The organism is Streptomyces pyxinae, from assembly GCF_024756275.1.
Classification (GTDB): Bacteria; Actinomycetota; Actinomycetes; order Streptomycetales; family Streptomycetaceae; genus Streptomyces; species Streptomyces pyxinae.
The window spans coordinates 40,671-65,168 of record NZ_JANUGQ010000022.1; the positions used below are offsets into that span (position 1 = coordinate 40,671).

Annotated in this window: 23 protein-coding genes; 18 read left to right on the top strand and 5 right to left on the bottom strand. The window is 75.4% G+C overall.

From position 1 onward, the window contains the following. Nucleotides 1-2: 2 nt before the first annotated feature. The 6 genes from NX801_RS22730 to NX801_RS22755 all read left to right on the top strand — a co-directional run bounded on the left by NX801_RS22730 (nucleotide 3) and on the right by NX801_RS22755 (nucleotide 8,372). The gene (locus NX801_RS22730; RefSeq protein ID WP_258789704.1) at nucleotides 3-959 is read left to right on the top strand and encodes a DUF6895 family protein; all 957 of its coding nucleotides are present in this window, start codon (nucleotides 3-5) and stop codon (nucleotides 957-959) included. Further along, nucleotides 956-2,161, top strand: coding sequence for a serine hydrolase domain-containing protein (locus tag NX801_RS22735; protein ID WP_258789705.1), 1,206 nt, complete (start codon nucleotides 956-958; stop codon nucleotides 2,159-2,161). The genes NX801_RS22730 and NX801_RS22735 overlap by 4 nt, the downstream gene beginning before the upstream one ends. A gap of 247 nt (nucleotides 2,162-2,408) precedes the next feature. Continuing rightward, nucleotides 2,409-3,083 carry an alpha-ketoglutarate-dependent dioxygenase AlkB family protein gene (locus tag NX801_RS22740; RefSeq protein ID WP_258789706.1) on the top strand — a complete coding sequence of 225 codons (675 nt, stop codon included), beginning with the start codon at nucleotides 2,409-2,411 and terminating at the stop codon, nucleotides 3,081-3,083. Nucleotides 3,084-3,214: 131 nt separating this feature from the next. Further along, nucleotides 3,215-4,348, top strand: coding sequence for a DUF5954 family protein (locus NX801_RS22745; protein ID WP_258789707.1), 1,134 nt, complete (start codon nucleotides 3,215-3,217; stop codon nucleotides 4,346-4,348). A gap of 360 nt (nucleotides 4,349-4,708) precedes the next feature. Beyond that, the gene (locus NX801_RS22750) at nucleotides 4,709-7,459 is read left to right on the top strand and encodes a SpoIIE family protein phosphatase (protein WP_258789708.1); all 2,751 of its coding nucleotides are present in this window, start codon (nucleotides 4,709-4,711) and stop codon (nucleotides 7,457-7,459) included. 184 nt (nucleotides 7,460-7,643) lie between these two features. Then, complete coding sequence (locus NX801_RS22755; protein WP_258789709.1) at nucleotides 7,644-8,372, top strand: class I SAM-dependent methyltransferase; 729 nt, start codon at nucleotides 7,644-7,646, stop codon at nucleotides 8,370-8,372. Between the two features lie 107 nt (nucleotides 8,373-8,479). Here the strand turns inward: NX801_RS22755 and NX801_RS22760 are convergent, their stop codons facing one another. Continuing rightward, a complete protein-coding gene (locus NX801_RS22760) occupies nucleotides 8,480-8,668 on the bottom strand; it encodes a DUF2795 domain-containing protein (protein WP_258789710.1) in 189 nt (62 codons plus the stop codon). Nucleotides 8,669-9,012: 344 nt separating this feature from the next. On the opposite strand from NX801_RS22760, the gene NX801_RS22765 reads away from it, so the two are divergent. Further along, the gene (locus NX801_RS22765) at nucleotides 9,013-9,231 is read left to right on the top strand and encodes a DUF5133 domain-containing protein (RefSeq protein ID WP_258789712.1); all 219 of its coding nucleotides are present in this window, start codon (nucleotides 9,013-9,015) and stop codon (nucleotides 9,229-9,231) included. A 299-nt stretch (nucleotides 9,232-9,530) separates the two neighbouring features. Here the strand turns inward: NX801_RS22765 and NX801_RS22770 are convergent, their stop codons facing one another. Beyond that, entirely contained in the window at nucleotides 9,531-10,454 is a 924-nt protein-coding gene (locus tag NX801_RS22770; RefSeq protein ID WP_258789714.1) for a MurR/RpiR family transcriptional regulator, read from the bottom strand. Between the two features lie 151 nt (nucleotides 10,455-10,605). Here NX801_RS22770 and NX801_RS22775 point away from each other — a divergent pair, with 151 nt between their 5' ends. Beyond that, entirely contained in the window at nucleotides 10,606-11,226 is a 621-nt protein-coding gene (locus tag NX801_RS22775) for an L-threonylcarbamoyladenylate synthase (protein ID WP_258789716.1), read from the top strand. A gap of 305 nt (nucleotides 11,227-11,531) precedes the next feature. On the opposite strand, the gene NX801_RS22780 is transcribed toward NX801_RS22775, so the two are convergent. Further along, nucleotides 11,532-12,194 (bottom strand): hypothetical protein, encoded by a 663-nt coding sequence (locus NX801_RS22780; RefSeq protein WP_258789717.1) that lies wholly within the window; start codon nucleotides 12,192-12,194, stop codon nucleotides 11,532-11,534. 430 nt (nucleotides 12,195-12,624) lie between these two features. Continuing rightward, on the bottom strand, nucleotides 12,625-12,849 hold the full coding sequence (locus NX801_RS22785) for a hypothetical protein (RefSeq protein WP_258789718.1): 225 nt from the start codon (nucleotides 12,847-12,849) through the stop codon (nucleotides 12,625-12,627). A gap of 474 nt (nucleotides 12,850-13,323) precedes the next feature. On the opposite strand from NX801_RS22785, the gene NX801_RS22790 reads away from it, so the two are divergent. The 7 genes from NX801_RS22790 to NX801_RS22820 all read left to right on the top strand — a co-directional run bounded on the left by NX801_RS22790 (nucleotide 13,324) and on the right by NX801_RS22820 (nucleotide 19,552). After that, on the top strand, nucleotides 13,324-14,277 hold the full coding sequence (locus NX801_RS22790) for a helix-turn-helix transcriptional regulator (RefSeq protein ID WP_258789719.1): 954 nt from the start codon (nucleotides 13,324-13,326) through the stop codon (nucleotides 14,275-14,277). Between the two features lie 239 nt (nucleotides 14,278-14,516). Next, nucleotides 14,517-14,933 carry a CBS domain-containing protein gene (locus NX801_RS22795; protein WP_258789720.1) on the top strand — a complete coding sequence of 139 codons (417 nt, stop codon included), beginning with the start codon at nucleotides 14,517-14,519 and terminating at the stop codon, nucleotides 14,931-14,933. Nucleotides 14,934-14,954: 21 nt separating this feature from the next. Next, nucleotides 14,955-15,377, top strand: a complete 423-nt coding sequence (locus NX801_RS22800) for an STAS domain-containing protein (protein ID WP_258789721.1) — start codon at nucleotides 14,955-14,957, stop codon at nucleotides 15,375-15,377. An 89-nt stretch (nucleotides 15,378-15,466) separates the two neighbouring features. Further along, nucleotides 15,467-16,579 (top strand): glycosyltransferase family protein, encoded by a 1,113-nt coding sequence (locus tag NX801_RS22805; protein WP_258789722.1) that lies wholly within the window; start codon nucleotides 15,467-15,469, stop codon nucleotides 16,577-16,579. Then, complete coding sequence (locus NX801_RS22810) at nucleotides 16,576-17,664, top strand: glycosyltransferase (protein WP_258789723.1); 1,089 nt, start codon at nucleotides 16,576-16,578, stop codon at nucleotides 17,662-17,664. Before NX801_RS22805 ends, NX801_RS22810 begins: the two co-directional genes overlap by 4 nt. Then, nucleotides 17,661-18,710: a glycosyltransferase gene (locus NX801_RS22815; protein ID WP_258789724.1), complete on the top strand. Its 1,050-nt coding sequence runs from the start codon at nucleotides 17,661-17,663 to the stop codon at nucleotides 18,708-18,710. Before NX801_RS22810 ends, NX801_RS22815 begins: the two co-directional genes overlap by 4 nt. Further along, on the top strand, nucleotides 18,710-19,552 hold the full coding sequence (locus NX801_RS22820; protein WP_258789725.1) for a glycosyltransferase family 2 protein: 843 nt from the start codon (nucleotides 18,710-18,712) through the stop codon (nucleotides 19,550-19,552). Before NX801_RS22815 ends, NX801_RS22820 begins: the two co-directional genes overlap by 1 nt. Before the next feature lie 144 nt (nucleotides 19,553-19,696). Here the strand turns inward: NX801_RS22820 and NX801_RS22825 are convergent, their stop codons facing one another. Continuing rightward, the gene (locus tag NX801_RS22825; RefSeq protein ID WP_258789765.1) at nucleotides 19,697-20,578 is read right to left on the bottom strand and encodes a SigB/SigF/SigG family RNA polymerase sigma factor; all 882 of its coding nucleotides are present in this window, start codon (nucleotides 20,576-20,578) and stop codon (nucleotides 19,697-19,699) included. 439 nt (nucleotides 20,579-21,017) lie between these two features. Here NX801_RS22825 and NX801_RS22830 point away from each other — a divergent pair, with 439 nt between their 5' ends. The 3 genes from NX801_RS22830 to NX801_RS22840 all read left to right on the top strand — a co-directional run bounded on the left by NX801_RS22830 (nucleotide 21,018) and on the right by NX801_RS22840 (nucleotide 24,484). Further along, complete coding sequence (locus NX801_RS22830) at nucleotides 21,018-21,602, top strand: winged helix-turn-helix domain-containing protein (protein WP_258789726.1); 585 nt, start codon at nucleotides 21,018-21,020, stop codon at nucleotides 21,600-21,602. 14 nt (nucleotides 21,603-21,616) lie between these two features. Beyond that, complete coding sequence (locus tag NX801_RS22835; protein WP_258789727.1) at nucleotides 21,617-21,805, top strand: hypothetical protein; 189 nt, start codon at nucleotides 21,617-21,619, stop codon at nucleotides 21,803-21,805. A gap of 84 nt (nucleotides 21,806-21,889) precedes the next feature. Further along, nucleotides 21,890-24,484: a PP2C family protein-serine/threonine phosphatase gene (locus tag NX801_RS22840; protein WP_428986204.1), complete on the top strand. Its 2,595-nt coding sequence runs from the start codon at nucleotides 21,890-21,892 to the stop codon at nucleotides 24,482-24,484. Nucleotides 24,485-24,498 lie beyond the last annotated feature (14 nt).

The following is a 24,498-nucleotide window of genomic DNA, read 5'->3' on the forward strand; positions in this document are numbered from 1 at the left end:
CCATGGCCATCGCATCCGCCGACACCCGACTCGTCCACGCCGTGGGCGTGGGGGCCGTCGAATGGCTCCACGCCGAGCGGGACCGGTTCCGGCTGGAGCCGGACGCCGATCCGGAGACCGGCTTTCTCCAGCGGTTCAAGCCCATCGGTGAACTCGCCCTGATCGCGAAGGTGTTGTTCCGCGAGGGGGTGTCCGGCTCCCGGCAGACCGACCTCGCCCGCAAGCTCATCGACCACGCCTGGCGGGAACACCTGGACGGCGGCCGGATGCTGGTGCGCGGTCAGCGGACCGAGCCGCTGTCACCGATCCCGTTCGAGGTGTACCTGCCCTTCAGGGAACTGGGTTACCACGAGCCCGAGCTGGAGCGGATGGTCGAGCTGTGCCACCGGACCAGCAGCTGGACCGACCGCGAATACACCCCGGTCCGGCGGCTCGGCCTCTCCGCCTTCGAGAACCGGTACGGGCTGCTGCCCGGGGTGCCGCTGCCGGAGGCCGCCGAGCGCACCTGGCTGGGACACCGGCCCGAGCCCTGGACGGTCGAGGGCCACACCGGCTACGACATCACCCACACCGTCTTCCATCTCACCGACTGGGGCGAGAACCCGGACGGCCTGCCGGCCGATGTGGCGGAGTACCTCGCCCTCTGGCTGCCGGTCTGGCTGGACGACTGGCTGGACCTGAAGCGCTGGGACCTGCTGGGCGAACTCCTCGTGGTGGACGCCTGCCTGCCCCGGCCGACCCTGGACGCCCGCGCCTGGGCCGGATTCGCCGCCGCCCAGCAGCCGGACGGCGCGATGCCCGCCATCGACGCCATGCCGGAGGGCGACCCCGACGAGGTCTTCGACGTGGTGTACCACTCCACCCTGGTCGCCGCCTTCGCCTCGGTGCTGGCCACTTCCCGGGCACTGGCGCTGCTCTCCGCCGATCCGGCGGGCCAGGGCCCGGCGGACCCGGTGTGAGCGCGGCGCCAGGGGAGTCCGGGGCGGCCGGGGAGTCCGGGGCGGCCGGGCCGCCGGGCGAGGCCGGGGCGAGCGCGGCGCGGGGAGCACCCGGGGCGGGCACGGAACCCGGCGGACCGGCTCCGGGCGGGCCCGCGAGCGACGTCCCGGACGCCGGACCCGGGCGGCCGGACCCCGACGGGCCCGGCTTCGATCCGCCCGGCTCCGACGGGGCCCGGCTGGCGGCGGCGGTCCGCGCGGTGGACGCCCCCGACGTGGTCTTCGCCCTCTCCCGGAACGGCCGGCGCACCGTCCGCTCGGGCGGCACCGCCCCGCCGCCGCCCGTGCCCCGGGAGGAGCTGCGCTATGAACTGGGCTCGGCGTCCAAGCCGTACACCGCCCTGCTGCTGGCCCGGCTGGCCGCGAACGGCGAGGTGGCCGGGAACGCCCCGGCCGTCGCCCAGCTGCTGCCGGGCCGCCCGGTGGGCCGGGCGCCGATCACCCTCACCCATCTGATCACCCACACCTCCGGGCTCCCGCCGCTGCCCGCCGACCTCTACCCCCGGGCCCTGCGCGCGTGGTCCACCAACCCGTACGCCGACTACCCCCCGGAGCGGGTCGTCCGCGCCTTCCTCCGGGCCCGTCCCCGCCACCGCCCCGGCACCCGCTGGCGCTACTCCAACTTCGGGGTGGCGGTGCTGGGCCATGCCCTGGTGGCCGCCACCGGTGTGCCCTGGGACACCCTGCTCGCCGACCGGGTGCTGACCCCGCTCGGGCTGACCGGCACCACCACCGTGCCCGGCGACGGCTCGGCCGGGGACGCCACCGGCCACCGCGCGGACGGCCGTACCCCGGTGCCGCCCCTGCGGATCGGCGGCTTCCGGGCGGCGGGCGCGGTCCGGGCGCGCCCCGGTGATCTGCTCACCCTGCTGGAGGCCCACCTCGACCCCGGGCGCTCGCCGGCCGCGGCGGAGCTGCGCGCGCTGCGGCGGCCGGTGCTGCGGCGCGGGGCCGGTCACCGGCACACCCACACCCTGGCCTGGTTCCAGCACCCCACGGACCACGGGCCGATGTACTTCCACGCCGGGGCCACCAGCGGCCAGCAGGCGTTCCTCGGCTTCCATCCGGAGACCGGGACCGCCGTGGCGGCCCTCTGCACCCGCCGCTTCCGCCGGCGGGACCGGTTCGTCGCCACCGCCCACGCCCTGCTGGCGGGGGAGTGAGCCACCCCTGTCGACGGGGGAGTACGGGCAGCCGTCGACGGGAGTACGGCGGAGCGCGGGGCATGGACGCGCAGGCCGGGCACCGGCGGGAGCGCGTGCGCCAGGCGGCCACCGGCGGAACCACAGGCACCGAACGGTCACCGGCCGGTGACCGGGCGATCGCCGGAAGCCGGCCGGCCGAGCCGCCGGTAGGTGAGCGACCGTGATCAAATAGGACGCTAGTTCGATTCATGGGTACGCTGCCCCCATGGCCGCGCACCTCCAGGGCTCCCTGTTCGATCAGACCGACCCGATCGACCCGGCCGGCCGCGCCGGCGGTACGGACGGGGCCGGCGGGATCGGGCCCGGCCCGCTGACCGGTGTCCGCCGCTCGGTGCTGGGCGACGGGGCCTGGCTCGATCTGCTGCCGGGGTGGCTGAGCGGGGCCGACGCCCTCTTCGTCCACCTCGCCCGTACGGTGCCCTGGCGGGCCGAGCGGCGCCGCATGTACGACCGCGAGGTCGCCGTGCCCCGGCTGCTCGCCTTCTACGGCGCCGCCGACCCGCTCCCGCACCCCGCGCTGGACGCGGCCCGGGACGCGCTCTCCGCCCGGTACGCCGCCGAACTGGGCGAGCCCTTCGTGACGGCGGGCCTCTGCTACTACCGGGACGGCCGGGACAGCGTCGCCTGGCACGGCGACCGGATCGGGCGCGGCTCCCGCGAGGACACCATGGTCGCCATCGTCTCCGTCGGTGAACCGCGCGACCTCGCCCTGCGGCCCCGTGGGGGCGGGGCGCCGGCCCGGCGGGTGCCCCTCGGCCACGGGGACCTGGTCGTGATGGGCGGCTCCTGCCAGCGCACCTGGGAACACGCCGTACCCAAGACGGCCCGGGGCGCCGGCCCCCGGATCAGCGTCCAGTTCCGCCCCCGAGGGGTGCGCTGACCGCCGGCCGGCCCCGGATCCACCGGCCGGTCCGGGCCCGGTCCGGGACCCGTGTACCGCAGGTGCACCCGGCGGTGCGCTCTTTGCCGGAAACGCCTCCGAAGCCGTGCCGCGAGCGGCAAGCTGCTGGCATGACCGAATCGGTGGAGAATGTGCCGTCCTACCGCAAGATCCGCATCACCGCGCCCGAGGAGCCGGTGGCCGTCGTCGCCGATCTGGAGGCGTGGCAGGCCCGGGACAAGTACCCCGACATCCTCTCGGCCGGTGACCCCGTCTTCGGACTGGTCCGCGAGCGGGAGGCGGGCGGCTGGGAAGTGCTCGGCCCCTTCTGCAACCGCTATCCGCAGATGTCCCGGGACGATCTGGGGCCGGAGTTCCGCGATCTCGCCCAGCGCGTCAAGGCGGAGAACGGCGACACCGCCGGACACGACGAGGCCATGGCGGCGGCGGAGCGGCTGGAGGGCGAGGCGCTGGACGAGCTGACCGTCCTCGGTGTCCGCTACCGGGTGATCCGGGCCGAGTGCTTCATCCGCTCCGGCCCCGACGGGCCCGAGCCGCCGCGCCCCTCCGACGCCGACGCCCTCCGGGCGGGCGAGAGCTTCGGGGCGCCCGATCCTTCCGAGGGGTTCGTCATCGACCCGGCGTCCCCCACCGGGATGTCCGAGGGCATCCTCAAGACCGAGCTGCTCGGCCTGGTCCGCCCCGTCGGATCGGTCCCCGAGGATGTCCGGCACGACTCCCTGCTGGCCGCCCGGACCCATCCCGGCGGGGTGCTGATGCCCGCCGCCTTCATGACCTCCGAGCGGATCGGCGGGGTGTGGCGCCCGGACTCCACCGTCTGCTACGCCACGCCCCAGTCGGCCCGGGACGGCATCGCCGACCGGCTCCGGGTGATGATCCCCTGGGAGGAGAAGCTCAGCCCCGCCGAGCGCGAGCCCTACAACGAGGCCGCCGACCGCATCGACGCCCAGCGCTGCGACGAACTGGAGGTGGCGGGCCGCCGCTTCCGGATCGTCCGGGTGGAGCGGCTGGTCCGGATCGGCCCGGACGGCCCCGAGCCGCCCCGCCCCTCGGACCCCGACCCCTGTCCCCCGGTCCTGGTCCAGAACCAGCAGCTCCGGGACGCGGGGGTGAACGTCGAGGAGGAGGACGCCAAGCCCCTGGAGCTGTCCGAGGACACCCGGCGGCTGATGGCCCTCTGCGACGAGGACGAGGAGCGGCGGAAGGAACGGCAGAAGGGACAGCGGAAGCGAGGCCGCCGCTGATCCGGGACCGTGTCCGGACCGCGCGGCCCCGTGCCCGTACCCGGGCCGCGTGCCCCGGCCCCGCCCCCCCCGGGCCGGAATTCCGCGCGGGCCGGGCCGGAAGACCGCGCCGGCCTCCCGGGCGGCAGCACCGGCGCGGCGACGGCCCGCGCCGGACCGCCGCCGTACGGGGGCGCCTTCGTGCGGGACGGCCGTACGGCCACCGCACGCGGCGGTCTCCACCGGACCGCCGCCGACGGGGCCGTCGCTCACCGGGCCCGCACGGGCCCCTCGCCGCCGGGCTTCCGGTTACCGCCCGGTTCCGGTTCTTGCGCGAGCGGGCGCCCACTCATGGTCGTGACCGCCGTCACAGTGTTAGAAATGAGCGTGGTCACCCTTCTCGACCGGTTCCGCCGGGTATCGGTTCGGTCACTGACCGAGCGGCGCCCCCGGAGCGTCGCCGGGCAGGTGTTCGTCCTGCAAGTGGCGCTCGTGGTGCTGCTGGTGCTCGGGGCGGTCCTGGCCCTGCTCCTCCAGTCCCGGCACGACAGCGACCGCGAGGCCCGCAACCGCTCGGTCGCCGTCGCGGAGGCGTTCGCGTACGCGCCGGGGCTGCGGGAGGCGCTGGCCTCGCCCGATCCGACCGCCGAGCTTCAGCCGCTTACCGAGCAGGCCAGGACCCGGGCCGGGGTCGACTTCATCGTGGTCATGGACACCCGGGGCATCCGCTACACCCACCCGCTGCCCGAGCGGATCGGTGGCCGCTTCGTCGGCACCATCCAACCCTCGCTGGCCGGCCGGGTGTACACCGAACGGGTGAACGGCCCGCTCGGGGACGAGATGCAGGCGGTCGTCCCGGTGACCGGCCCCGACGGCGAGGTGATCGCCCTGGTCTCCGCCGGGCTCAAGGTCAAGAACGTCACCGGCGTGGTGGACCGGCAGCTGCCGCTGATCCTGGCCATCAGCGCCTCCGGACTCGCTCTCGCCACCGCCGGGACCGCCCTGGTGGCCCGGCGGCTCCGGCGCCAGACCCACGGCCTCGGACCCACCGAGATGACCCGGGTGTACGAGCACCACGACGCCGTTCTCCACTCGGTGCGCGAGGGCGTCGTGATCGTCGCGGGCGACGGCCGGCTGCTGCTCGCCAATGACGAGGCGGAACGTTTGCTCCGGTTGCCGCCGGACGCCGAGGGGCGCCGCATCCGCGACCTGCCCGGACTCGCCCCCGGCATCTCCGAGCTGCTGATGTCCGGCCGCGAGGCCACCGACGAGGTGGTGCCGTCGGCGGACCGGCTGCTCGCCGTCAACCAGCGCCCGACCGACCGCGACGGCGGACCCGCCGGGACCGTCGTCACCATCCGGGACACCACCGAGCTCCAGGCGCTCACCGGCCGTGCCGAGGGCGCCCGCAACCGGCTCAACCTGCTGTACGACGCGGGAGTGGGCATCGGCACCACCCTGGACGTGGTGCGCACCGCCCAGGAGCTGGCCGATGTCGCCGTACCCCGGTTCGCGGACTATGTGACCGTCGATCTGGCCGACCCGGTGCTGCGCGGCGAGGAGCCGTCCCGCAACGGCGCCGACATGCGGCGCACCGCCGTCAGCGGGGTCCGCGACGACCACCCGCTCTATCCGCGCGGGCTGCGCATCGACTTCGTACCGTCCACCCCGCAGGCGCGCGGCTACGGCACCGGGCGGGCGGAGATCGTCCCGCGCCTCTCCCGGGCGCCCGGCTGGCGCGCCCAGGACCCGGAGCGGGCCGACAGCATCGTCGCGTACGGCATCCACTCGCTGATCACCGTCCCGCTCAAGGCGCGCGGCGTCGTCCTCGGCGTGGCCAACTTCTGGCGCTCCCGCAAGCCCGAGCCCTTCGAGGACGAGGACCTGGCGCTCGCCGAGGAGCTAGTCACCCGGGCCGCCGTCTGCATCGACAACGCCCGCCGCTACACCCGCGAGCACGCCATGGCGGTCACCCTCCAGCGCAGCCTGCTGCCCCGCGCCCTGCCCGAGCAGAGCGCCCTGGAGGTGGCGCACCGCTATCTGCCCGCCCAGTCCGGGGTCGGCGGCGACTGGTTCGACGTCATCCCGCTGCCCGGCAGCCGGGTCGCGCTGGTCGTCGGGGACGTCGTGGGCCACGGGCTGCACGCCGCCGCCACCATGGGCCGGCTGCGCACGGCGGTGCACAACTTCTCCACCCTGGACCTGCCTCCGGACGAACTCCTCGGCCGGCTGGACGACCTGGTGGGGCGGATCGACATGGACGAGGGCGACCGGGACACCGGCGCCGGGATGACGGGCGCCACCTGCCTGTACGCGGTCTACGACCCGGTCTCCCGGCGGTGCGTGATGGCCCGGGCCGGCCATCCGCTGCCGGCCCTGGCGCACCCCGGCGGGAGGGTGGAGTTCCCCGACCTGCCGGCCGGGCCGCCGCTGGGTCTCGGCGGGATACCGTTCGAGACCGCCGAACTGGAGCTGGCCGAGGGCAGCCGGCTGGTCTTCTACACCGACGGGCTGATCGAGGACCGCAGCCGGGACATCGACGTGGGCCTGGAACTGCTCCGCACGGCCCTGGCCGGCGCCGCCGACCGCACCCCCGACGACACCTGCCGGGTGGTGCTGGACGCCCTGCTGCCCGCGCACCCCAAGGACGACGTGGCCCTGCTGGTCGCCCGCACCAAGGCCCTGCCGGACGACCGGGTGGCCGACTGGGAGGTGCCCTTCGACCCGGGCGCGGTCGGCAAGATGCGCGCCGCCGCCGTCGGCAAGCTGGAGGAGTGGGGGCTGGACGACCTGACGTTCGCCGCCGAACTGATCCTCAGCGAGCTGATCACCAACGCCATCCGCTACGGCGCCGCCCCGGTCCGGGTCCGGCTGCTCCACGACCGGGGGCTGACCTGCGAGGTCTCCGACTCCAGCAACACCTCGCCGCATCTGCGGTACGCGGCCACCACCGACGAGGGCGGCCGGGGCCTCTTCCTGGTCGCCCAGCTCGCGGAGCGCTGGGGAACCAGGTACACCCCGGACGGCAAGGTCATCTGGGCGGAGCTGTCCCAGCAGCCCGGCGCGGGCGGCAAGGCCGCCGAGGCGGCGGGCCTGGCGGCCTTCGACGTACTCGACGCGGAGATGATCTGAGTCCCGCCCCGGTACGCCGGTTCCCGGCGCGCGCCCGGCCCGTCGCCGTCCCTTCCCGTCTGCCTCCGCCGTACGGGTCCGGCGGTCGCCGTACGGCTCCGGCGCGCGGCTCCGGTGGCTGTCGGGCGGCTGCCCGGGCCTCGGCAAGCCCGCCGCCCGGCCCCGGTGACTAGGCTGGGCCGCCATGTTCTCCCCCCAGGGCCCGACCCTCCGCGAACTGGCCGGGCAGGCGCTCTCCTCCACCCGTGCCGGCTACGACCTGCTGGCCCCGAAGTTCGACCACACGCCCTACCGGACGCCGGACCGGGTGCTGACGGCGGTGGCCGGGGCGCTCCGCCCGCTCGGCCCGTTCGGCGCCGGTCTGGACCTCTGCTGCGGCACCGGGGCGGGCACCGGGATGCTGCGCGAGCTCTGTACGCGGCGGGTGACCGGTGTCGACTTCAGCGCCGGGATGCTCGCCCGCGCCGCCGCCGCGCATCCGCCGCGGCCCGGAGCGCCCCGGCCGGAGTGGGTCCGGGCCGATGCCCGGCAGCTGCCGTTCACCGGGGCCTTCGACCTGGCGGTGAGCTTCGGCGCCTTCGGGCACTTCCTGCCCCGGGAGCGGCCCGCGCTCTTCGCCGGAGTACGCCGGGCGCTCCGGCCCGGCGGCCGGTTCGTCTTCCCGGTCGCCGCGCCGCCGCCGGTCGGCTCGGTGCCGTACTGGGCGCTGTGGGGCTTCGACACCGCCATGCGGGCGCGCAATCTGCTCCGGCGGCCGCCGTTCGTGATGTACTACCGCACCTTCCGCCTCCCGGACGTGGTGCGGGAGCTGACGGCGGCCGGGTTCTCGGTGACGGCGCCCCCGCTCGCCGCTCTGGGCACCCGGCCGGACGGAGCACCCCGCTGCCGGCTGGTCACCGCCCGCCGGGACTGAGCCCGGGGTGGTGCGCGTCCGGTGCCCGCAGCCGACGGCGCCCGGCCGTCCGGGGAGACCGGGGCGGCCGGGCGCCGTGCGATGCGCGCGGTCGGTGCGGTGGGGCGTTACTCCTTGCCCACCTGCTTGCTCACCTCCGCCGGGGTCTCGTACTCCTTGTCCGGGATGCCGTCGAGGGCGCTGACGATGTCCTGGTCGGCGCCGTTCGAGCGGGCCGCGTCGACGATGTCCTGTTTGGCGGCGGGGTAGCTGATCCCGCCGAGGGCCTTCTGCATGGCGATGGGGTTCACGGTCATGGTCCGATGCGTACCCGCGCCGTCGCCGCCGCCGACGCGGGGCGCCGGGTCTTCACGGCAATGGAGCACGGCGACGGAGCCCGGCACGGAGCACGGCGGGGCTCGTCCGGCCCGGGGCGCCGGGGGAGCGAACCCGTCGGGGTTGCCGCACAATGTCGTAAGCGGACCGGTGGTCGCGGGCACACCCCGGTGCGGGGCAGGGCGCCCCGGTCCGGTGGCCGGCGCACCGACCGGCCCCGGGAGACCGGTGTCCCCGTGCCTCCCTCGCGGCTTCCCGGTGCTCCCGGTGTTCGCTGTGTTTCTCGGGGTTCGGTGTTCGTGGCGTGGGAAAGGCAGGTACGTCCATGCTGTTGGCGCATCCCGCAGTGCTTCGCGAGCTCGTGACCCGCTATGAGTCCCTGTGCTCGGCCGGCGGGCCGGACCGGGGGCCGGCCGTCGCGCCCGACCTGAAACGCCGGCTGGACGACGTGGCGTACACGCTCTGTGTGGCCACGGGCACCCGACAGGTCGAACAGGCGCTCGCGGCGGCCCGGGCGAGGCTGGCCACCGTCCCCGCCACCTGAGCCGGCGGGGCCCCGGCCGCTCGCGTGGCACGGGCCTTCGGCGGCCCCGGTCCAGGGGTTGACCGGGGCCGCCGCTTCGGGAGTTCCGCGAGGGGAGAGCGGAACGCCCGGATGAACACCACGGGGCGACGTGAGGAGGAGTCGTCGCCACTGAGTGTCCGGTTTCCGCCCCGCGTCCGGGGAGAGAGGCGGACGACGGGCGTGGCAGCAGTAAACATATATACCGTTGAGTAAGCAAGAGTATGAAAAATTTCATGTCCGTCGGTGGCCGAAAAAATACGGCCACCGGCGCGGCCCTCTCAGTCCTCCAAGAAGAAGGAGTGCTCCTCGGCGACGTGTTCATAGCCTTCCAGCCGGGCCTGGGTCCGTTCCGGGAAGGCGTCCGCCATGGCTTGAAGCACCGCGGCCGAGACCACACCCGGCGCCGAGTAGGAGTCGAAAACCAGCCGTGATCCGGTACCGGCGGTGAGCGTCACATCGGCCTCCTCCACCAGGGGGCCCAGCGTCAGATCGGTGATCAGCGCCACCCGCAGCCCGGTCCGCCGGGCCGCCCGCAGCGCGGCCAGCGTCTCGTGGGCGTGCCGGGGCATCGCGTACGCCAGCACCCAGCTGCCGCCCGCCTCCCGGGACTGCAGCAGCGCGTCGTAGGCGACGCTCCCGCCCCTGGTCACCAGCCGCACATCGGGCAGGACGCGGCGCGCCGCGTACGCGAAGTACTCCGCCAGGGACACCGAGATCCGCAGCCCCAGCACCGTCAGCGGCACCGAGGAGGCCAGCTCGCGGCCCACGTCCAGCACCTGGTGGGGGTCGGCGAGCAGGCGGCGCAGATTCTCCAGGTTCTCGATCTCGGCGTCGATCGCCGCCTGGAGCTCATTGCGCCGGATCTCCTCGCGCGAGTCCGGCGAACCCGCCACCGCGCTCAGCGCGATCGGCTGGAGCGCCTCCCGCAGCGCCGGATAGCCCGTGTACCCCACCGATGTGGCGAACCGGGTGACCGACGGCTGGCTCACCCCCACGCGCTCGGCCAGATCGGTGATCGAGAGGAACGCCGCCTCGGTCAGATGGTCGACGATGTACCGCGCGATGCGCCGCTGGCCGGGGGAGAGGCGGTGACCGCCGAACAGGGCCAGCACCCGGTCCGTCGGCGGTGCCGGCTCCTCCGGGGAGCGTCTGCCCGGAGTGATCGCGGCCGCCTGAGCGCGCGCCTGCTGGCCTGATGGCACCGGTGTGCCTCCTTCGTGTCCTGCTGGGTGCCCCCACAGTACCGACCGGCCCGGGACCCGGAGCCGGACCGTCACGGCGGCGGGGCCCCGCACGGACGGGGAGCGGCATCTCAGGGTCCGGCCCGCCTCCCCGACCCCGTACCCTCGCCCCATGGCCAGGTACTTCGACGTCCATCCGGACAACCCCCAGCAGCGCACCGTGACCGCGGTCGCCGACGCGATCCGCGGCGACGCGCTGGTCGCCTACCCCACCGACTCCTGCTACGCCCTCGGCTGCCGGCTCGGCAACCGGGGCGGCGTCGACCGGATCCGGACGATCCGCGGCCTGGACGACCGGCACCACTTCACCCTGGTCTGCCAGGACTTCGCGCAGCTCGGAAGATTCGTCCAGATCGACAACGACGTCTTCCGGGCGATCAAGGCGGCCACCCCCGGCAGCTACACCTTCATCCTGCCCGCGACCCGCGAGGTGCCCAGGCAGCTCCAGCACCCCAAGAAGAAGACGGTCGGCGTCCGCATCCCCGACCATGTCGTGACCCAGGCCCTCCTCGCCGAACTGGGCGAACCGCTGCTCTCCAGCACCCTGCTCCTGCCGGGCGAGGAGGAGCCGCTGACCCAGGGCTGGGAGATCAAGGAACGGCTCGATCACGTGGTGGAGGCGGTGCTGGACTCGGGGGACTGCGGGACGGTGCCGACGACGGTCATCGACTTCTCCGGCGGCGAGGCGGAGATCGTACGGCGGGGGGCGGGGAGCACCGAGCGGTTCGAGTGACGGGGTGCGGCCGCCACCGCCGTCACCCTCCGGGAAGCGCCGGTCACTGAAGCCGTTCCGCCCGGCGGCCCGACCCGCCGGGCGGGGCCCGGCCGGACGGCGTCCACCGGCTCCGCCGCGGAGCGGGGCGGACGCCGTCCGCACGCTGCGGGCCGCCGACCCGACGACGCGGAACACGGAAGCCTCCTGCCGCACGGCTCGACGGCGTGTCCTGTCGGTACCGCCGCTGTGCGCCGTCGCGATCGTGCCGGGCACGCCGAGCGTGCCGCGCGATGCCGCCCGCATCATGGTCGCCGCCGAGCGGGTCACATCCTGACGCGCGAAGTCCGGTAGAGCTCGGCGGTGAGTTCGGCCGGCCTCGACGGGGACGCGTTCAGGAGCCCGGTGGCGGCCACGGTGCTGTGGTCGGCCCAGACGCAGATCACGCCCGGTGTCCTCGTCACACTGTTCCGGTACACGTCCTTGAAGGTGTGCAGACGCTTCCGGCACCTCATCACCGCGTCCGCGGAGTTCTCCAGTTCGAACGTTTCGGGGCCGCCGACCCACTTCGTGTAGTCGAAGGAGAAAGGGAACCGCTCGTCCTTCTCGATCGAGCGGAACATACGGGCGACCGCTTCGCCGGGGTCGGGGATCTGCCCCTGGAGGCCTCGGAAGACCAGGTGGCGGGTACCGTCCGCATCGAGGCCGCCCGTCACGTAGTCGGCGCCCGTGCCGGTCGCTTCGTGCACGATTCTGTTGGCGTCATCCGGCTCGATACCGATACCCCGGAGTTCCGTCTTGGCCGCGTAGCAGTCCGCGTCGGTGGGCTCGCCCGCGCAGTCCACGGTCCCGACATGGATGTTCCCGTACCGGCGGTACTCCTTGTACTCGCCGACCGACCGCGGCGGGGCGAGCCTGTATCCCCTGGTGTCGGCTTCCTCGGACGCCGCCGTGCAGCCCGAGCCCGCGAGCACGAGGAGCGTCGCCACGCCGACGCCGACCGGGGCTGTTCACGGTCGTCCGGTACGCATGAGCCGTGTTCCTCCCGTGTCGGTTCAGGCGGTTGGACCACCGTGAGCCGCAGAAGGTCGCCCCCTGGCGTCCGGCGGACGTTCCGGCGCGGCGGCCCCTCCGCCGCGGCCGGCGGCCCGTCAGCCACCCGTGACCAGGGCCGGAGCCCGTACGGCCGCCGCCACCGCGGTGCCCGGGTGCCGGGGAGACCGGGCGCACGGCCACCGAGCCGCGACCGCGCCGGGGCGCGGCGGCCGGGGCGCGGGCGAAGGCGTACGAGGCGGAGCGGCACCGGGCCCGCCGGGCCGCCGCTGCTCGGGCCGCACCGGTGGCCCCGGTCATGCCGCCCGCGCCGGACGCGGCCGGTCCCCCCGTCGCTGCGCGGTGGGGGGACCGGCCCGTGTTGTCTCAGACCTCGGCACGCAGCTTGATGCCGGTGATGTACGAGGTCTGGGGGCAGGTGGCGTAGATGCTGCCGGGGCCGTCGCCGTAGGCGGTGTTGGCGCCCCGGAAATGGCACGGGACGGTCAGGCTCCAGCGCCCGGATCCGGAGGTGCGGGTTCCCCACGCCTTCCGGCCGTTGACGCAGCCCTTGCCGCAGCCGCTGACCTGCGCGGCGGCCGGGGGCGCCACCAGGCCAAGCGGCAGCCGCGGCGAGCGCGAGGGTGGCCAGGACAAGACGGCCCCGCCGCGGGGCGCCGATGGCGGAAGGCGCTGTCGGACTTCCCATGATCAGACCCTTTGTGCGCATGCGGTGGCCGCTCCTCCGGGCCACCGTCCTCGGCCGGAAGCCTGCGCCCGCCGGCTGTTGTCCGTGCCGGACGGCGGTCTGTCACCAGCGGCGACGGGCAATCCGCGAGCCACGGGAGGGCCCGGCGCGGGCGCCGGCGACAGGACCGGCCCGGCGGGGGCCGGAGGGTCGTGCCGGTGCCACCCCCGGCGAGGCCCCGCCGCTCCGTGCCCGTCACGGGGGGACCGGGCGAGCCCGGCGCGATCGGCCCCTTCGGGGTCCGGGGGGCGCCGGACGTACGGTCGGGAGGAGCGGGTTCCCCGAACGGGGGTAGGCGCCCGGCGCGGGACCGGCGCGAGAAGAGTGAAAGGCAGTGGATGGAAACCCTTCGTTTCGACAGCGGCAGTCTGGAGGCGACCGAGGAGTTCATGTCGCGGGCGTACACGCCCATGCGGATCGGCGGCCGGCCGCACGACACCCGCACCCTGGTCGTCCGCAGGGCAGGTCAGGGCATCAGCGTCGACCGGCTGGCCCTCGACTACACGATGGCCTACGACGCCGGTGTGCTGAACAAGGTCACCCTGCTGTCCATCCACGCGGGCACGGTGGTGGACACCACCGGCGGCCGCCACGAGGTCTACGGCCCCGGTGAGACGTTCCTGATCACCCGGCCCGACCGCCCCTACACGGGTGAGGTCCGTGCCGCGCGCTACACGGTCGCCATGTTCGACCCCGCCCTGCTGACCGATGTCGCCGCCACCGGCTCCCGTGGCGGCCGGGGGCCGGTCGAACTCACGGGGCACCGCGCGGTCGACGCCGTGGCGAACCGGCGGCTGGGCGCGACCATGGCGTTCCTGCGCGACCAGGTGCTCGCCGGCCCGGACACCGACGGCCTGGTGGTCGCCACCGCCGTACGGCATCTGGCGGCCGTCGCCCTGGCCTCGCTGCCCAACACCGCTCTGGCCGAGGAGGCGCACCGCGCGGACAGCCGCGACGCCGGTACCGAGACCCTGCGCCGGGCGATGACGTACATCGAGGACAACGCGCACCGTGACATCGGCCTCGCCGACATAGCCGCCGCGGCGTACGTCACGCCCCGCGCCGCGCAATACGCCTTCAGCCGCCACGCGGGCACCACGCCGCTGGGGTATCTGCGCCGCGTCCGCCTCGACGGGGCCCACGCCGAACTGAAGGCCGCCAACCCGCGTACCACCACCGTTTCCGCGATCGCGACGAAGTGGGGCTTCACCCACCAGGGCCGCTTCGCCGCCGCCTACCGCTCGGCCTACGGGGCGCCGCCCGCCACCACCCTGCACCGGCCGGGCGCCTGACGCCCCCGGCACGCGGCCGCCTTCCCACCGCCCGACTCCGCCCGGGTCCCGCCGGTTTCCCGCCGGGAAGGGACCGGCCGGCCGGAAAACGAACGCCGCGGCCGCCATGGCGAAATGCTCCGGCCGAGCGGCTGGTGAACGGGGTTCGCCGGTGGGCGCGAGGGCACCAGGAGGCCGCGAGCGGCCCGGTCACGGACGTGGCGGGAGAGCCGGCGCCCCTGCTGGAGGAGGCACGTGCGATGACCACGGCACGCGAGATCACGACCGGTGGCGCGCGATGCGTGGGCGCCGGGGAGACGGTGCTGGACGCGGCGCGGGAGATGACGGAGCCCGGCGTCAGAGCCCTGCCGGTCCGCGGCACGGACAACCGGCTCAAGGGCCTGCTCACCGACCGCGACATCGTCGTGGCGGTGCTGGGCGCCGGCCAGGATCCCCTCACCTGCTCCGCCGGTGACCTCGCCCAGGGGGAGGCGGTCACCGCCGGCGCCGCCGACGACGCCCGGGAGATCCCGCGCACCATGACCGAGCACAAGGCGCGGCGGTTCCCCGTGATCGACGGGCACGACCTGGTGGGGGTGGTGGCCCAGGCCGATGTCGCCCGCGCGCTGTCGGACCCACAGGCCGGAGAACTCCTCGCGGCGCTCTCCACCGACTGAACGACGCCGGGGAGACGCGCCGTGCGCACCGCCATGACCGCCCCGGGGAAAGCCGCGGGGCCCGCCGACACCGCCGCCGTACGTCTCACCGCGCACGCGGAGAGCCGTCCCGCCAGCCGGGAGGGCCGGGGCCCGGTGGTCCTGGCTCTGTCCGGGGAGCTGGACCGGGAGACGGCTCCGGGTCTGTACCGGAAGGGCGCCACGGCCCCGCGGCGCGGCCGGCGGCCGGCCCTCGACCTGTCCGGCGTCACCGTCCGCGACTCCTCCGGCTTCAACAGCCCGCCGCGTCCGCACCGCCGGGCACCGCACGGGGCCGGTGGCCTCGCCCCGGTGGCCCCGCCCGTCCGCATGGCCCGGCTGCCGGCGCTGTGTGACGCGGGCGGGTCCATACCCGTCCACCCCGGGCGGGACGGCGCGTACGGGCCGGAGCCCACCACGCCATGAGTACGCCCGGGGCGACCGGAGCCCACCGAGGGCCTCCGGTCGCCCCGGGCGTGCCCGAACCCGAACCGGAGCACGAGGAGTGCGCACACATGACCGATCAGGTGGCCCCGCCGCCGCTCCGGCAGGACGCGGCACACCGTGGTGCGGTGCGGGTGGCGTCCGTTCCGGCCGGGCACGTCTACGTACGGCACTGCGCCGACCCCACCGGGGCGGACCGGGTCGTACGGCTGGCCGATCCCCGGCCCAACGGCGCGCCCAGCACCTCACAGCGCTGGTGGCCACCGGTGATGCTCGATCCCGCGTGGGTGGACGCGCACCACCGGGAGTTCGACGTCTTCCATCTGCACTTCGGCTTCGACGCCCAGGGCCCCGCCGCCCTCGGCGAGCTGGTCGCCGCGCTGCGCCGGCATGGCAAGCCGCTCGTATACACCGCGCACGACCTGCGCAACCCGCACCAGGCCGACCCGGGGCCCCACCTGGCCGCACTGGACGTGCTGGTCCCGGCGGCCGACGGACTGCTCACCCTCACCCCCGGCGCGGCGGCCGAGATCGCCGCCCGCTGGGGCCGCACGGCGACCGTGCTGCCGCACCCGCACGTGGTGGAGCCACCGCTGATCGCCCGCCCCCGGACGCCCCGGGAGGGCTTCCGGGCCGGTGTGCACGCCAAGAGCCTCCGGCCCAACATGGCCGTGCTCCCGGTGGTGCGGGTACTGGCGGAGACACTGGCCGGACTGCCCGGCGCGGAGCTGCTGGTGAACATCCACCGCGAGGCCGGCGACCCGGCCGCGCACGCCCACGCCCCGGAGGTCCTGGCGGAGCTGGAGGGACTCGCCGGACGCGGCCTGCTGACCCTTCGGGTGCACGACTACTTCGACGACGACCAGCTCTGGGAGTACCTCGGCGGCCTGGACCTGTCCGTGCTGCCGTACACCTTCGGCACCCATTCCGGCTGGCTGGAGGCGTGTTACGACCTGGGCACCGCCGTGGCGGCGCCCAGCTGCGGCTACTACGCCCAGCAGCGGCCCTGTCTCTCCTACCGGCACGACCAGCGGGACGGCCTCGACGCGGAATCCCTGCGCGAGGCGGCCCTGACCGCGTACTGGACCCGGCCGGTGTGGCGGGCCCCGGCGGACGAGCGGGCCGCCGAGCGGGTGCGGGTCGCCGCCGTCCACCGGGCGCTCTACACCGAGCTGCTGGGATGAGCGCTCCCGGTGGGACGAGCACCTCCCTGCGCATCGCCCTCATCGCCTCCGCGCGCTTCCCCGTCCGAGAACCGTTCGCGGGCGGCCTGGAGGCGCACACCTGGAGCCTCGCCAAGGCGCTGACGGACCGTGGCCACCGGGTGCGGCTCTTCGCCGCGCCCGGTTCCGACCCGGCCCTGGGGCTGCGCGAACTGCCGGTGCACCGGCCGGTGCTGAGCGCCGCCGCCCGCGCGGACGTCAGCATGCCCGGCGCGGCCTGGATGGCCGAACACCACGCCTACCTGCGGCTCATGCTGGACCTGGCCCGGGACGGTGAGCGCCACTTCGACGTGGTGCACAACAACAGCCTCCACCATCTGCCGGTCGCGATGGCGCCGGCACTGCGGCTGCCGGTGGTCACCACCCTGCACACCCCGCCGACACCCTGGCTGGAGTCGGCGGTCCAGGCCCAGGACGACTGCCCGGTCACCTTCACGGCCGTCAGCGCCCATACCGCGCGGGCCTGGCGCGCCACCGTGCCCGCCGCCCGGGTGGTGCGCAACGGCGTGGACACCGGGCTGTGGCCCGAGGGCCCGGGCGGCTCCCCTCTGGTGTGGTCGGGGCGGCTGGTTCCCGAGAAGGGGCCGCATCTGGCGGTGGAGGCGGCCCGCAAGGCCGGCCGGCCGCTGCTCCTGGCGGGTCCGGTGGGTGACCGCCGGTACTTCACCGAGTACGTCGAGCCCCTGCTCGGCGACGGAGCGGAGTACCTCGGCCATCTGGACCGCCAGGCCCTGGCCCGCCTGGTGGGCGGGGCCGCGGCGGCGCTCGTCACACCGTGCTGGGACGAGCCCTACGGGCTGGTGGTGGCCGAGGCGCTGGCGTGCGGCACCCCCGTGTGCGGCTTCGACCGGGGGGCGCTCGGCGAGATCCTGACCCCGGAGTGCGGCCGGCTCGCCCCCGCCGGCGACGCCGCCGCCCTCGCCGAACTCATCCCCGAGGCCGTACGCCTGGACCGGCGGGCCGCCCGGCAGCGGGCCGAACGCTTCTGCTCACTGGACGCCATGGCCGGTCGGTACACCGCGCTCTACGAGGAGTTGACCGCGTGATCGGCTACTACGTCCACCATGTCGGCCGGGGCCACCTCCACCGCGCCCGCTGTGTCGCCCGGCAGGCCGGCACCCCGGTGACCGGGCTCTCCTCCCTGCCCCGTCCCGCCGACTGGGCCGGTGACTGGATCCAGTTGCCGTACGACACCGGGGCCGGGCAGGGCGCCGGAACCGCGCCGGAGGCCGGGGCGGCCGACCCGACGGCACACGGGCGCCTGCACTGGGTGCCCCGCCACCACGCCGGGCTGCGCGCCCGGATGGCCGCCGTCGCCGCGTGGATCGAGCGCGCCGACCCCGCGCTGCTGGTCAGCGACGTCTCCGTCGAAGTCGCCACCCTGGCGCGGCTCATGGGCGTCCCGGTGGTGCTCTCCGCGATGCGCGGCGACCGCTCCGACCCGGCACACCGGCTCGCCCACGACCTGGCCGACGCCCTGCTGGCCCCCTGGCCGGCGGCGCTGCCGGAGCCGGACTGGCCGGAGGCGTGGCGCGCCAAGACGGTGCACACCGGAGCCTTCTCCCGCCACGACGGCCGGCCCCGGCCCGAGCCGGAACCGTCCCGGCCGGCAGGGGCGCGGGCCGGGCGGGAGGCGGTGCTGCTGCTGGGCGCCGGAGGCACCGAGCTGGACGAGGCCGGGCCGCGCGAGGCGGCCGCGGCCACTCCGGGATGGCACTGGACCGTCCTCGGCGGCCCCGGCACCTGGAGCGACGATCCCTGGCCGCTGCTCTGCCGGGCCGACGTGGTGGTCACCCACGCCGGACAGAACGCCGTGGCCGAGTGCGCCGCCGCCCGCACCCCCGCCGTCGTGGTCCCGCAGTCCCGGCCGCACGGCGAGCAGCGGGCGACGGCCCGCGCCCTGGCGGCCGGCGGGCTGGCCACCGTACGGACCCGGTGGCCGGAACCGGACGAGTGGCCCGGGCTGCTCGACACCGCCCTGCGGCGCGGCGGGGACCGCTGGCACCTCTGGGCGCCCGGCGACGGCGCCGCCCGGGCCGCCCGGCTGCTCGACGCGCTGGCCGCCGGCCGACCGTACCGGGAGGACGCCTGATGCGCATTGCCGTGATCACCCTGGTGGCCGGCCGCCACCGGCATCTCGCCCTCCAGCAGCGCGGCTTGGCCGCCTCCGCCCGCCGTCCGGACCACTATGTGGTCGTGGCGGTGGACGACCCGGCCGTGGCCGGGGTGGTCCGGGGCCGGGAACCGGAGGCCGATGTGCTCGCCATGGGCCGGGACGCCGGGCGGCTGCCGCTGGCCGCCGCCCGGAACGCCGGTGCCGATCGGGCCCTGGAGGCCGGGGCGGACCTGCTGGTCTTCCTGGACGTGGACTGCGTGCCGGGGCCCGCCCTGGCCGGCCGATACGCCGAAGCGGCGCGGCTCTCCGGGGACGGCGCCCTGCTCTGCGGCACTGTCGCCCATCTGCCGCCCCCGCCGCCCCGTGGCTACCGGCTCGACGCCCTGCCGCACCTGGCGCCCCCGCACCCCGGCAGGCCGGTACCCGGGGACGGCGAGGTACTCACCGGTGGTGACCACCGGCTCTTCTGGTCGCTGTCGTTCGCCGTGACCGCGGCCACCTGGCGGCGGACCGGCGGTTTCTGCGAGCGCTACACCGGCTACGGCGGCGAGGACACCGACTTCGCCCGCACCGCGGCGGCCCGGGGCGTGGACCTGTGGTGGGTCGGCGGCGCCCCCGCCCATCACCAGTACCACCCGGTGAGCCGCCCTCCGGTCGAGCACCTGGACGACATCCTCCGCAACGGGGGCATCTTCCGGGACCGGTGGGGGAGCTGGCCGATGGAGGGCTGGCTGCGCGACTTCGCCCGCCTGGGCCTGGTACGCCACGATCCCGTCACCGACATCTGGGCGAGGCTGCCCCCGGCCACGTCGCGCTGAAGCGGGCCCCCGGCGAGTGGCGGGGAGCCGGTACTCCCGCGGTCCGGCCGGGGAGCGCCTCCCGCCCCGTCCCTGCGGGACGGGGCGGGAGAGGGCGTTCGCGCCGCCTTCCGGCCCCCGGCACCGGGGCGCCGGTCGTGGGGGTCAGTCGGCGCGCATGCCCGCGCGCAGCTTCCTCAGGATCCTGGTGAGCAGGCGGGAGATGTGCATCTGGGAGTAGCCGAGCTCGGCGCCGATCTGCGCCTGGGTCTTCTCCTGTACGAACCGCAGGTCGAGGATGTGCCGTTCGCGCTCCTCCAGCCGCGCCAGCAGCGGGGCGAGGGTGTGCAGGTCCTCGAAGAGGTCCATCGCGGGGTCGCGCTCGCCCACGGTCTCGGCGTGCGCGCGGAAGGGCGAGCCGGGGCCGGGGGAAGAGGTGTTCTCGTCGGTGGTGGGGGTGTCCAGGGAGCCGGCCGTGTAACCGTTGGCGGCGACGAGTCCCTCGGTGATCTCCTTCTCGGCCATTCCCAGATGGTCCGCCAGCTCCTGAGGCGTCGCGGTCCTCCCCAGCTTCGAGGAGAGCTCGTCCTTGGCCCGGAGCAGTTCGCCGCGGAGTTCCTGGAGTCGCCGGGGGACGTGGACGGCCCAGCTGGTGTCGCGGAAGTAGCGTTTGATCTCCCCGGAGATGTAGGGGATGGCGAAGGAGGTGAACTCGACCTCGCGGGAGAGGTCGAACCGGTCGATCGCCTTGATCAGGCCGATGGTGCCCACCTGGACGATGTCCTCCATCGCCCCGTCGCCGCGGTTGCGGAACCGGTTGGCCACCACCCGTACCAGCGAGAGGTTCATCTCGATGAGGGTGTTGCGGGCGTACTGGTGCTCCCGGGTGCCCTCCTCCAGACTCCGCAGCCGGTCGAGAAACAGCTTCGACAGCTCGCGCGCGTCCCGGGGAGCGATGCCGGCCGCGTCCTCGATCCGGGGCAGCGCCGTGCCCACCGCCGGGTGCGCGGCAGTGCCCCGCGCCGACCACGCCCACGAGGGCTCCATAGACAGGGACACGTCACTCACTCCGATCCGGGGGGCCGCCGCGCGGCTGCCGCGCGGACGACCGCCCGGACCGTCGAGGCCGGGCCGTGGGTCCGGTCGCCGCAGGTTCGGCATGAGCCCCCTCCGCCCTTCTCGCACATCCGGACGGACGTGCTCATCGGTGCCGCCAGTGCTGCTGCTAGCCGGTCGAACCGCTGGTCAAACACGGCGGACTCCTGAGCGAAACCAGCGGTACGTTTCGCGCAATCGCCCCGGCCGGTCCGCGCGACCTCCCGGTCGCGCGCGCCTCGGAGGTCCCGCCGGTGCCGTGGCGCGACGGTGGGAAGCGGGAGGCCGGGGTGCCGGGCCCGCCGTGAGTGGAAGCACCCCGTCGAGGCCGCATGGGACCGCGTGCAAAGGTTTCCTTGCAAAGAGAATTTTGCAACGCTACCTTTGCGTCATGACCGAACCCCGGGACTCACCTGTCCACCACCTCGACGCCCGGTCCCTGCGCGGCCTCGCGCATCCGCTGCGCATGCGGCTGCTGGACGCACTGCGCTCCGGCGGTCCGGCCACCGCGTCGCAACTCGCCGGGAAACTGGGCGAGTCGAGCGGCGCGACCAGCTACCACCTCCGACAGCTCGCCGTCCACGGCTTCATCGAGGACGCTCCCGGGCGCGGCAGGGGCCGGGAGCGGTGGTGGCGGGCGGCCCACCGGGGCCTGCACTTCGACGACGCGCTGCTCACGGATGCCGACCCGGACGTGCGCGGGGCCGCCGACCTGTACCTGCACGAGATCGCGACCGCCCAGACCCGGGACCTGTCGACCTGGCTCGGCAACCGCCAGACCTGGCCCGAGGAGTGGCTCCGCGCCTGGGACATGAGCAGCGCGACGCTGCGGCTGACGCCCGAACTGACCCGGGAGCTCGTCGAGGAGATGCAGGCGCTCGTCGACACCTATCGCGACCGGGCCACCGGCGAGGACGACGCCAGCACCGCCCAGGTACGCGTTCACACGCACGCCTTCCCGCTCACCTCGGAATGAAAGGCAAGAGCTCGATGCACCCCGGAATCCACCTTGCTCTGCACCACGCCCGCGCGGCCGAACTCCGGGCCGAGGCCGATGCGTACCGCCTCGTCGGAGCGATCCGGCGCCCCCAGGACCTGCGCACCCGTCTGGGCTGGGCCCTCGTGGAAGTCGGTCTGCGCCTGGCCACCACCCCCGGAGCGGCAGCCGCTCTCCCCTGAGACCGCGCCCGCGCGCGCCGCCGCGTGGGCCGGCGACGGGGCACCGATGTGCGGGAGCCCGGCAGCCGGGCGCATCCTTGCTGTGTGACCCGGAACGGCCCCCTCCGGCCCGATTCTCCGGCCGACACCGGGACGCCGCCGGGCCCCAGCGGCGGCGGCCGCGTCCCCGGCGGACTGGCCGCCGCGCTGGCCGACGCCACGGTGGGCGCCATCGAGGCCGTCGGCGGCTACGGCGGCGGCGTCTATCTGCGCTCCGGCACCCCGGGCCTGCTGCGCCTCGCCGTGCTCGCCGGGCTCCCGGGTCCGCTGATGCGGCCCTGGTGGCGGATGCACATCAACCGCCCCTTTCCGATCGCGGAGGCGTACCGCACCGGCCGCCCGGTGTACCTCGCCGACGCCGAGGACGCCATGCGCCGCTTCCCGCAGCTCATGGCCGGGCTGCCGTTCCCCTTCGGTTCGCTGTACGCGCCCGTCGGCGACGCGGGGGACCGGTACGGCGTCCTGGTCGCGCTGCGCCCCGCCACCCCCGGCCGGCCGGTCGCCGCCGCCGACCGGGAACGGATGCTCACCGCCGCCGGCCGGCTGGGCGCCGCCCTCGCCGCGACGGCCGCCGGGGGAGGCTCCGTCACCTGGGACGGCGAGCCCGTCTGCCTCCAGCTGCCCACCGCCGCCACCCCGCCGGTCCGGACCGCCCGTTTCACCTGGGACCCCGACACCGGCGCCGTACACGCCGACGAGGAGCTGCCGCGGTTGCTGGGCCTGGCCCCCGGGCCGCCGCTCGCCACCGCCGGCGAACTGCTCGCGGCGCTCCCGCCGGAGGACGCGTACGGGCTGTGGGCCCTCGCCCACCGGGTCGCGGCGGCCGACCGTACCGTGCGGCGGCGGATCTGGCTGCGCGGGCGGGAGGGACGACCGTACCTGCTGGAACTCGACCGGGACCGGGACGGGACGGGGGACGACGGCCGGGACGTGCCCGGAGCCGGCGACCGGGACGGAACCGGGGCCGGGGCCGGGGGCGACCGCCGGGACGTGACCGGGGCCGGTGGCCGGGGGCGGACGCTCACCGGGTTCCTGGTGGACCCCGGCAGCGGTCCGGTGGTCGCCGCCGCCGGGGACCGGCTGCCCCGGGGGCTGGTCTCGCTCGACCGGCTCGGCCGGATCTCCCACGTCAGCAGCACCGCCGAGACCCTGCTCGGCCACAGCCGCACCGAACTGACCGGCCGGGTGCTGTGGGAGGCCGTGGAGTGGTTCGGCCGCCCCGCCTACGAGGACCATCTGCGGGCCGCGCTCCTCTCCGACGAGCCGGTGGACTTCCTCGCCCACCGGGACTCCGGCCACTGGCTCGCCGTCTCCGTCCACCCGGGCCACGACGGGCTCACCCTCACGCTCGCCGACACCGACCGCCCCGCCTACTCGCCGGGCGCGGTGTCCGGCGCCGGACCCGGGATCGGCTCGCCCGCCGACCGGGCGGGGGTGCTCTACCGGCCGGTCGCACTGGCCATCGCGCTCACCGAGGCGGTCACCGCCCGGCAGGTCTCGGCGGTGGTCACCGACGAGTTGCTGCCCGCCTTCGGCGGCCGCCAGCTCGCCATCTACCTGCTCGACGAGCGCCAGCTCCACCTGGCCTGGGAGACCGGCTTCCCGCAGGGCTTCCTCGACCGCTTCGACGGCGTCGGTCTCGACGCCCGGCTGCCCGGCGTCGAGACCCTCACCACCGGCCGTCCGCTCTTCTTCGAGTCCATGGGGAAACTGGCCGACGCCTATCCCGGCATCCCGATGGACGCCCACGTCGGCGCCCGCGCCTTCCTGCCGCTGATCGCCTCCGGACGGCGGGTCGGCTCCTGCATCCTCGGCTTCGACCAGCCGCGCGGCTTCAGCCCCGAGGAGCGCACCGTGCTCACCGCCCTCGCCGGACTGATCGCCCAGGCGCTGGACCGGGCCCGCCGCTACGACAGCGAGGCCGCCCTCGCCCGGGGCCTCCAGGACGCCCTGCTCCCGCACCGGCTGCCCAGGACCCGGAACCTGGACACCGCCGCCCGCTATCTGCCCGGGACCCAGGGGATGGAGGTCGGCGGCGACTGGTACGACGTGGTGGTGACCGGCCGGGGCCTGGCCCTGGTCGTCGGGGACGTCCAGGGCCACGGGGTGGCCGCCGCCGCCACCATGGGCCAGCTGCGCAGCGCGCTGCGCGCCTTCGCGCTCCAGGGCCACGACCCCCGGGAAGTGGTCAGCGGCACCAACCGGCTGCTCATCGACCTCGACCCGGGCCAGTTCGCCAGCTGTGTGTACGCCGTGACCGACCCCGCCACCGGGCTGACCCGGGCGATCCGGGCCGGCCACCCCCAGCCGCTGCTGCGTCACCCGGACGGGCGTACCGAGGTGCTCGATCTGCCCGGCGGCGTGGTCCTCGGCGTCGACCCGGCCGCCGCCTACCCGGTCACCGAGTTCCACCTGCCGCGCGGCGCCACCCTGGCCCTCTACACCGACGGCCTGGTGGAGCGGCCCGGCACCGACATCGACCAGGGCGTGGAACGGCTCCGCGCCGCCCTCGCCGGGGTCGGCCGGGCGCCGCTCGCGGAGGTGGCCGACCGGCTCATCGGGGACGCCCGGCAGGCCACCGACCGGCCCGACGACATCGCCCTGCTGCTGGCCGCCAGGACCGGGCCGGAGGAGCCGTGAACGACGGCCGGGCG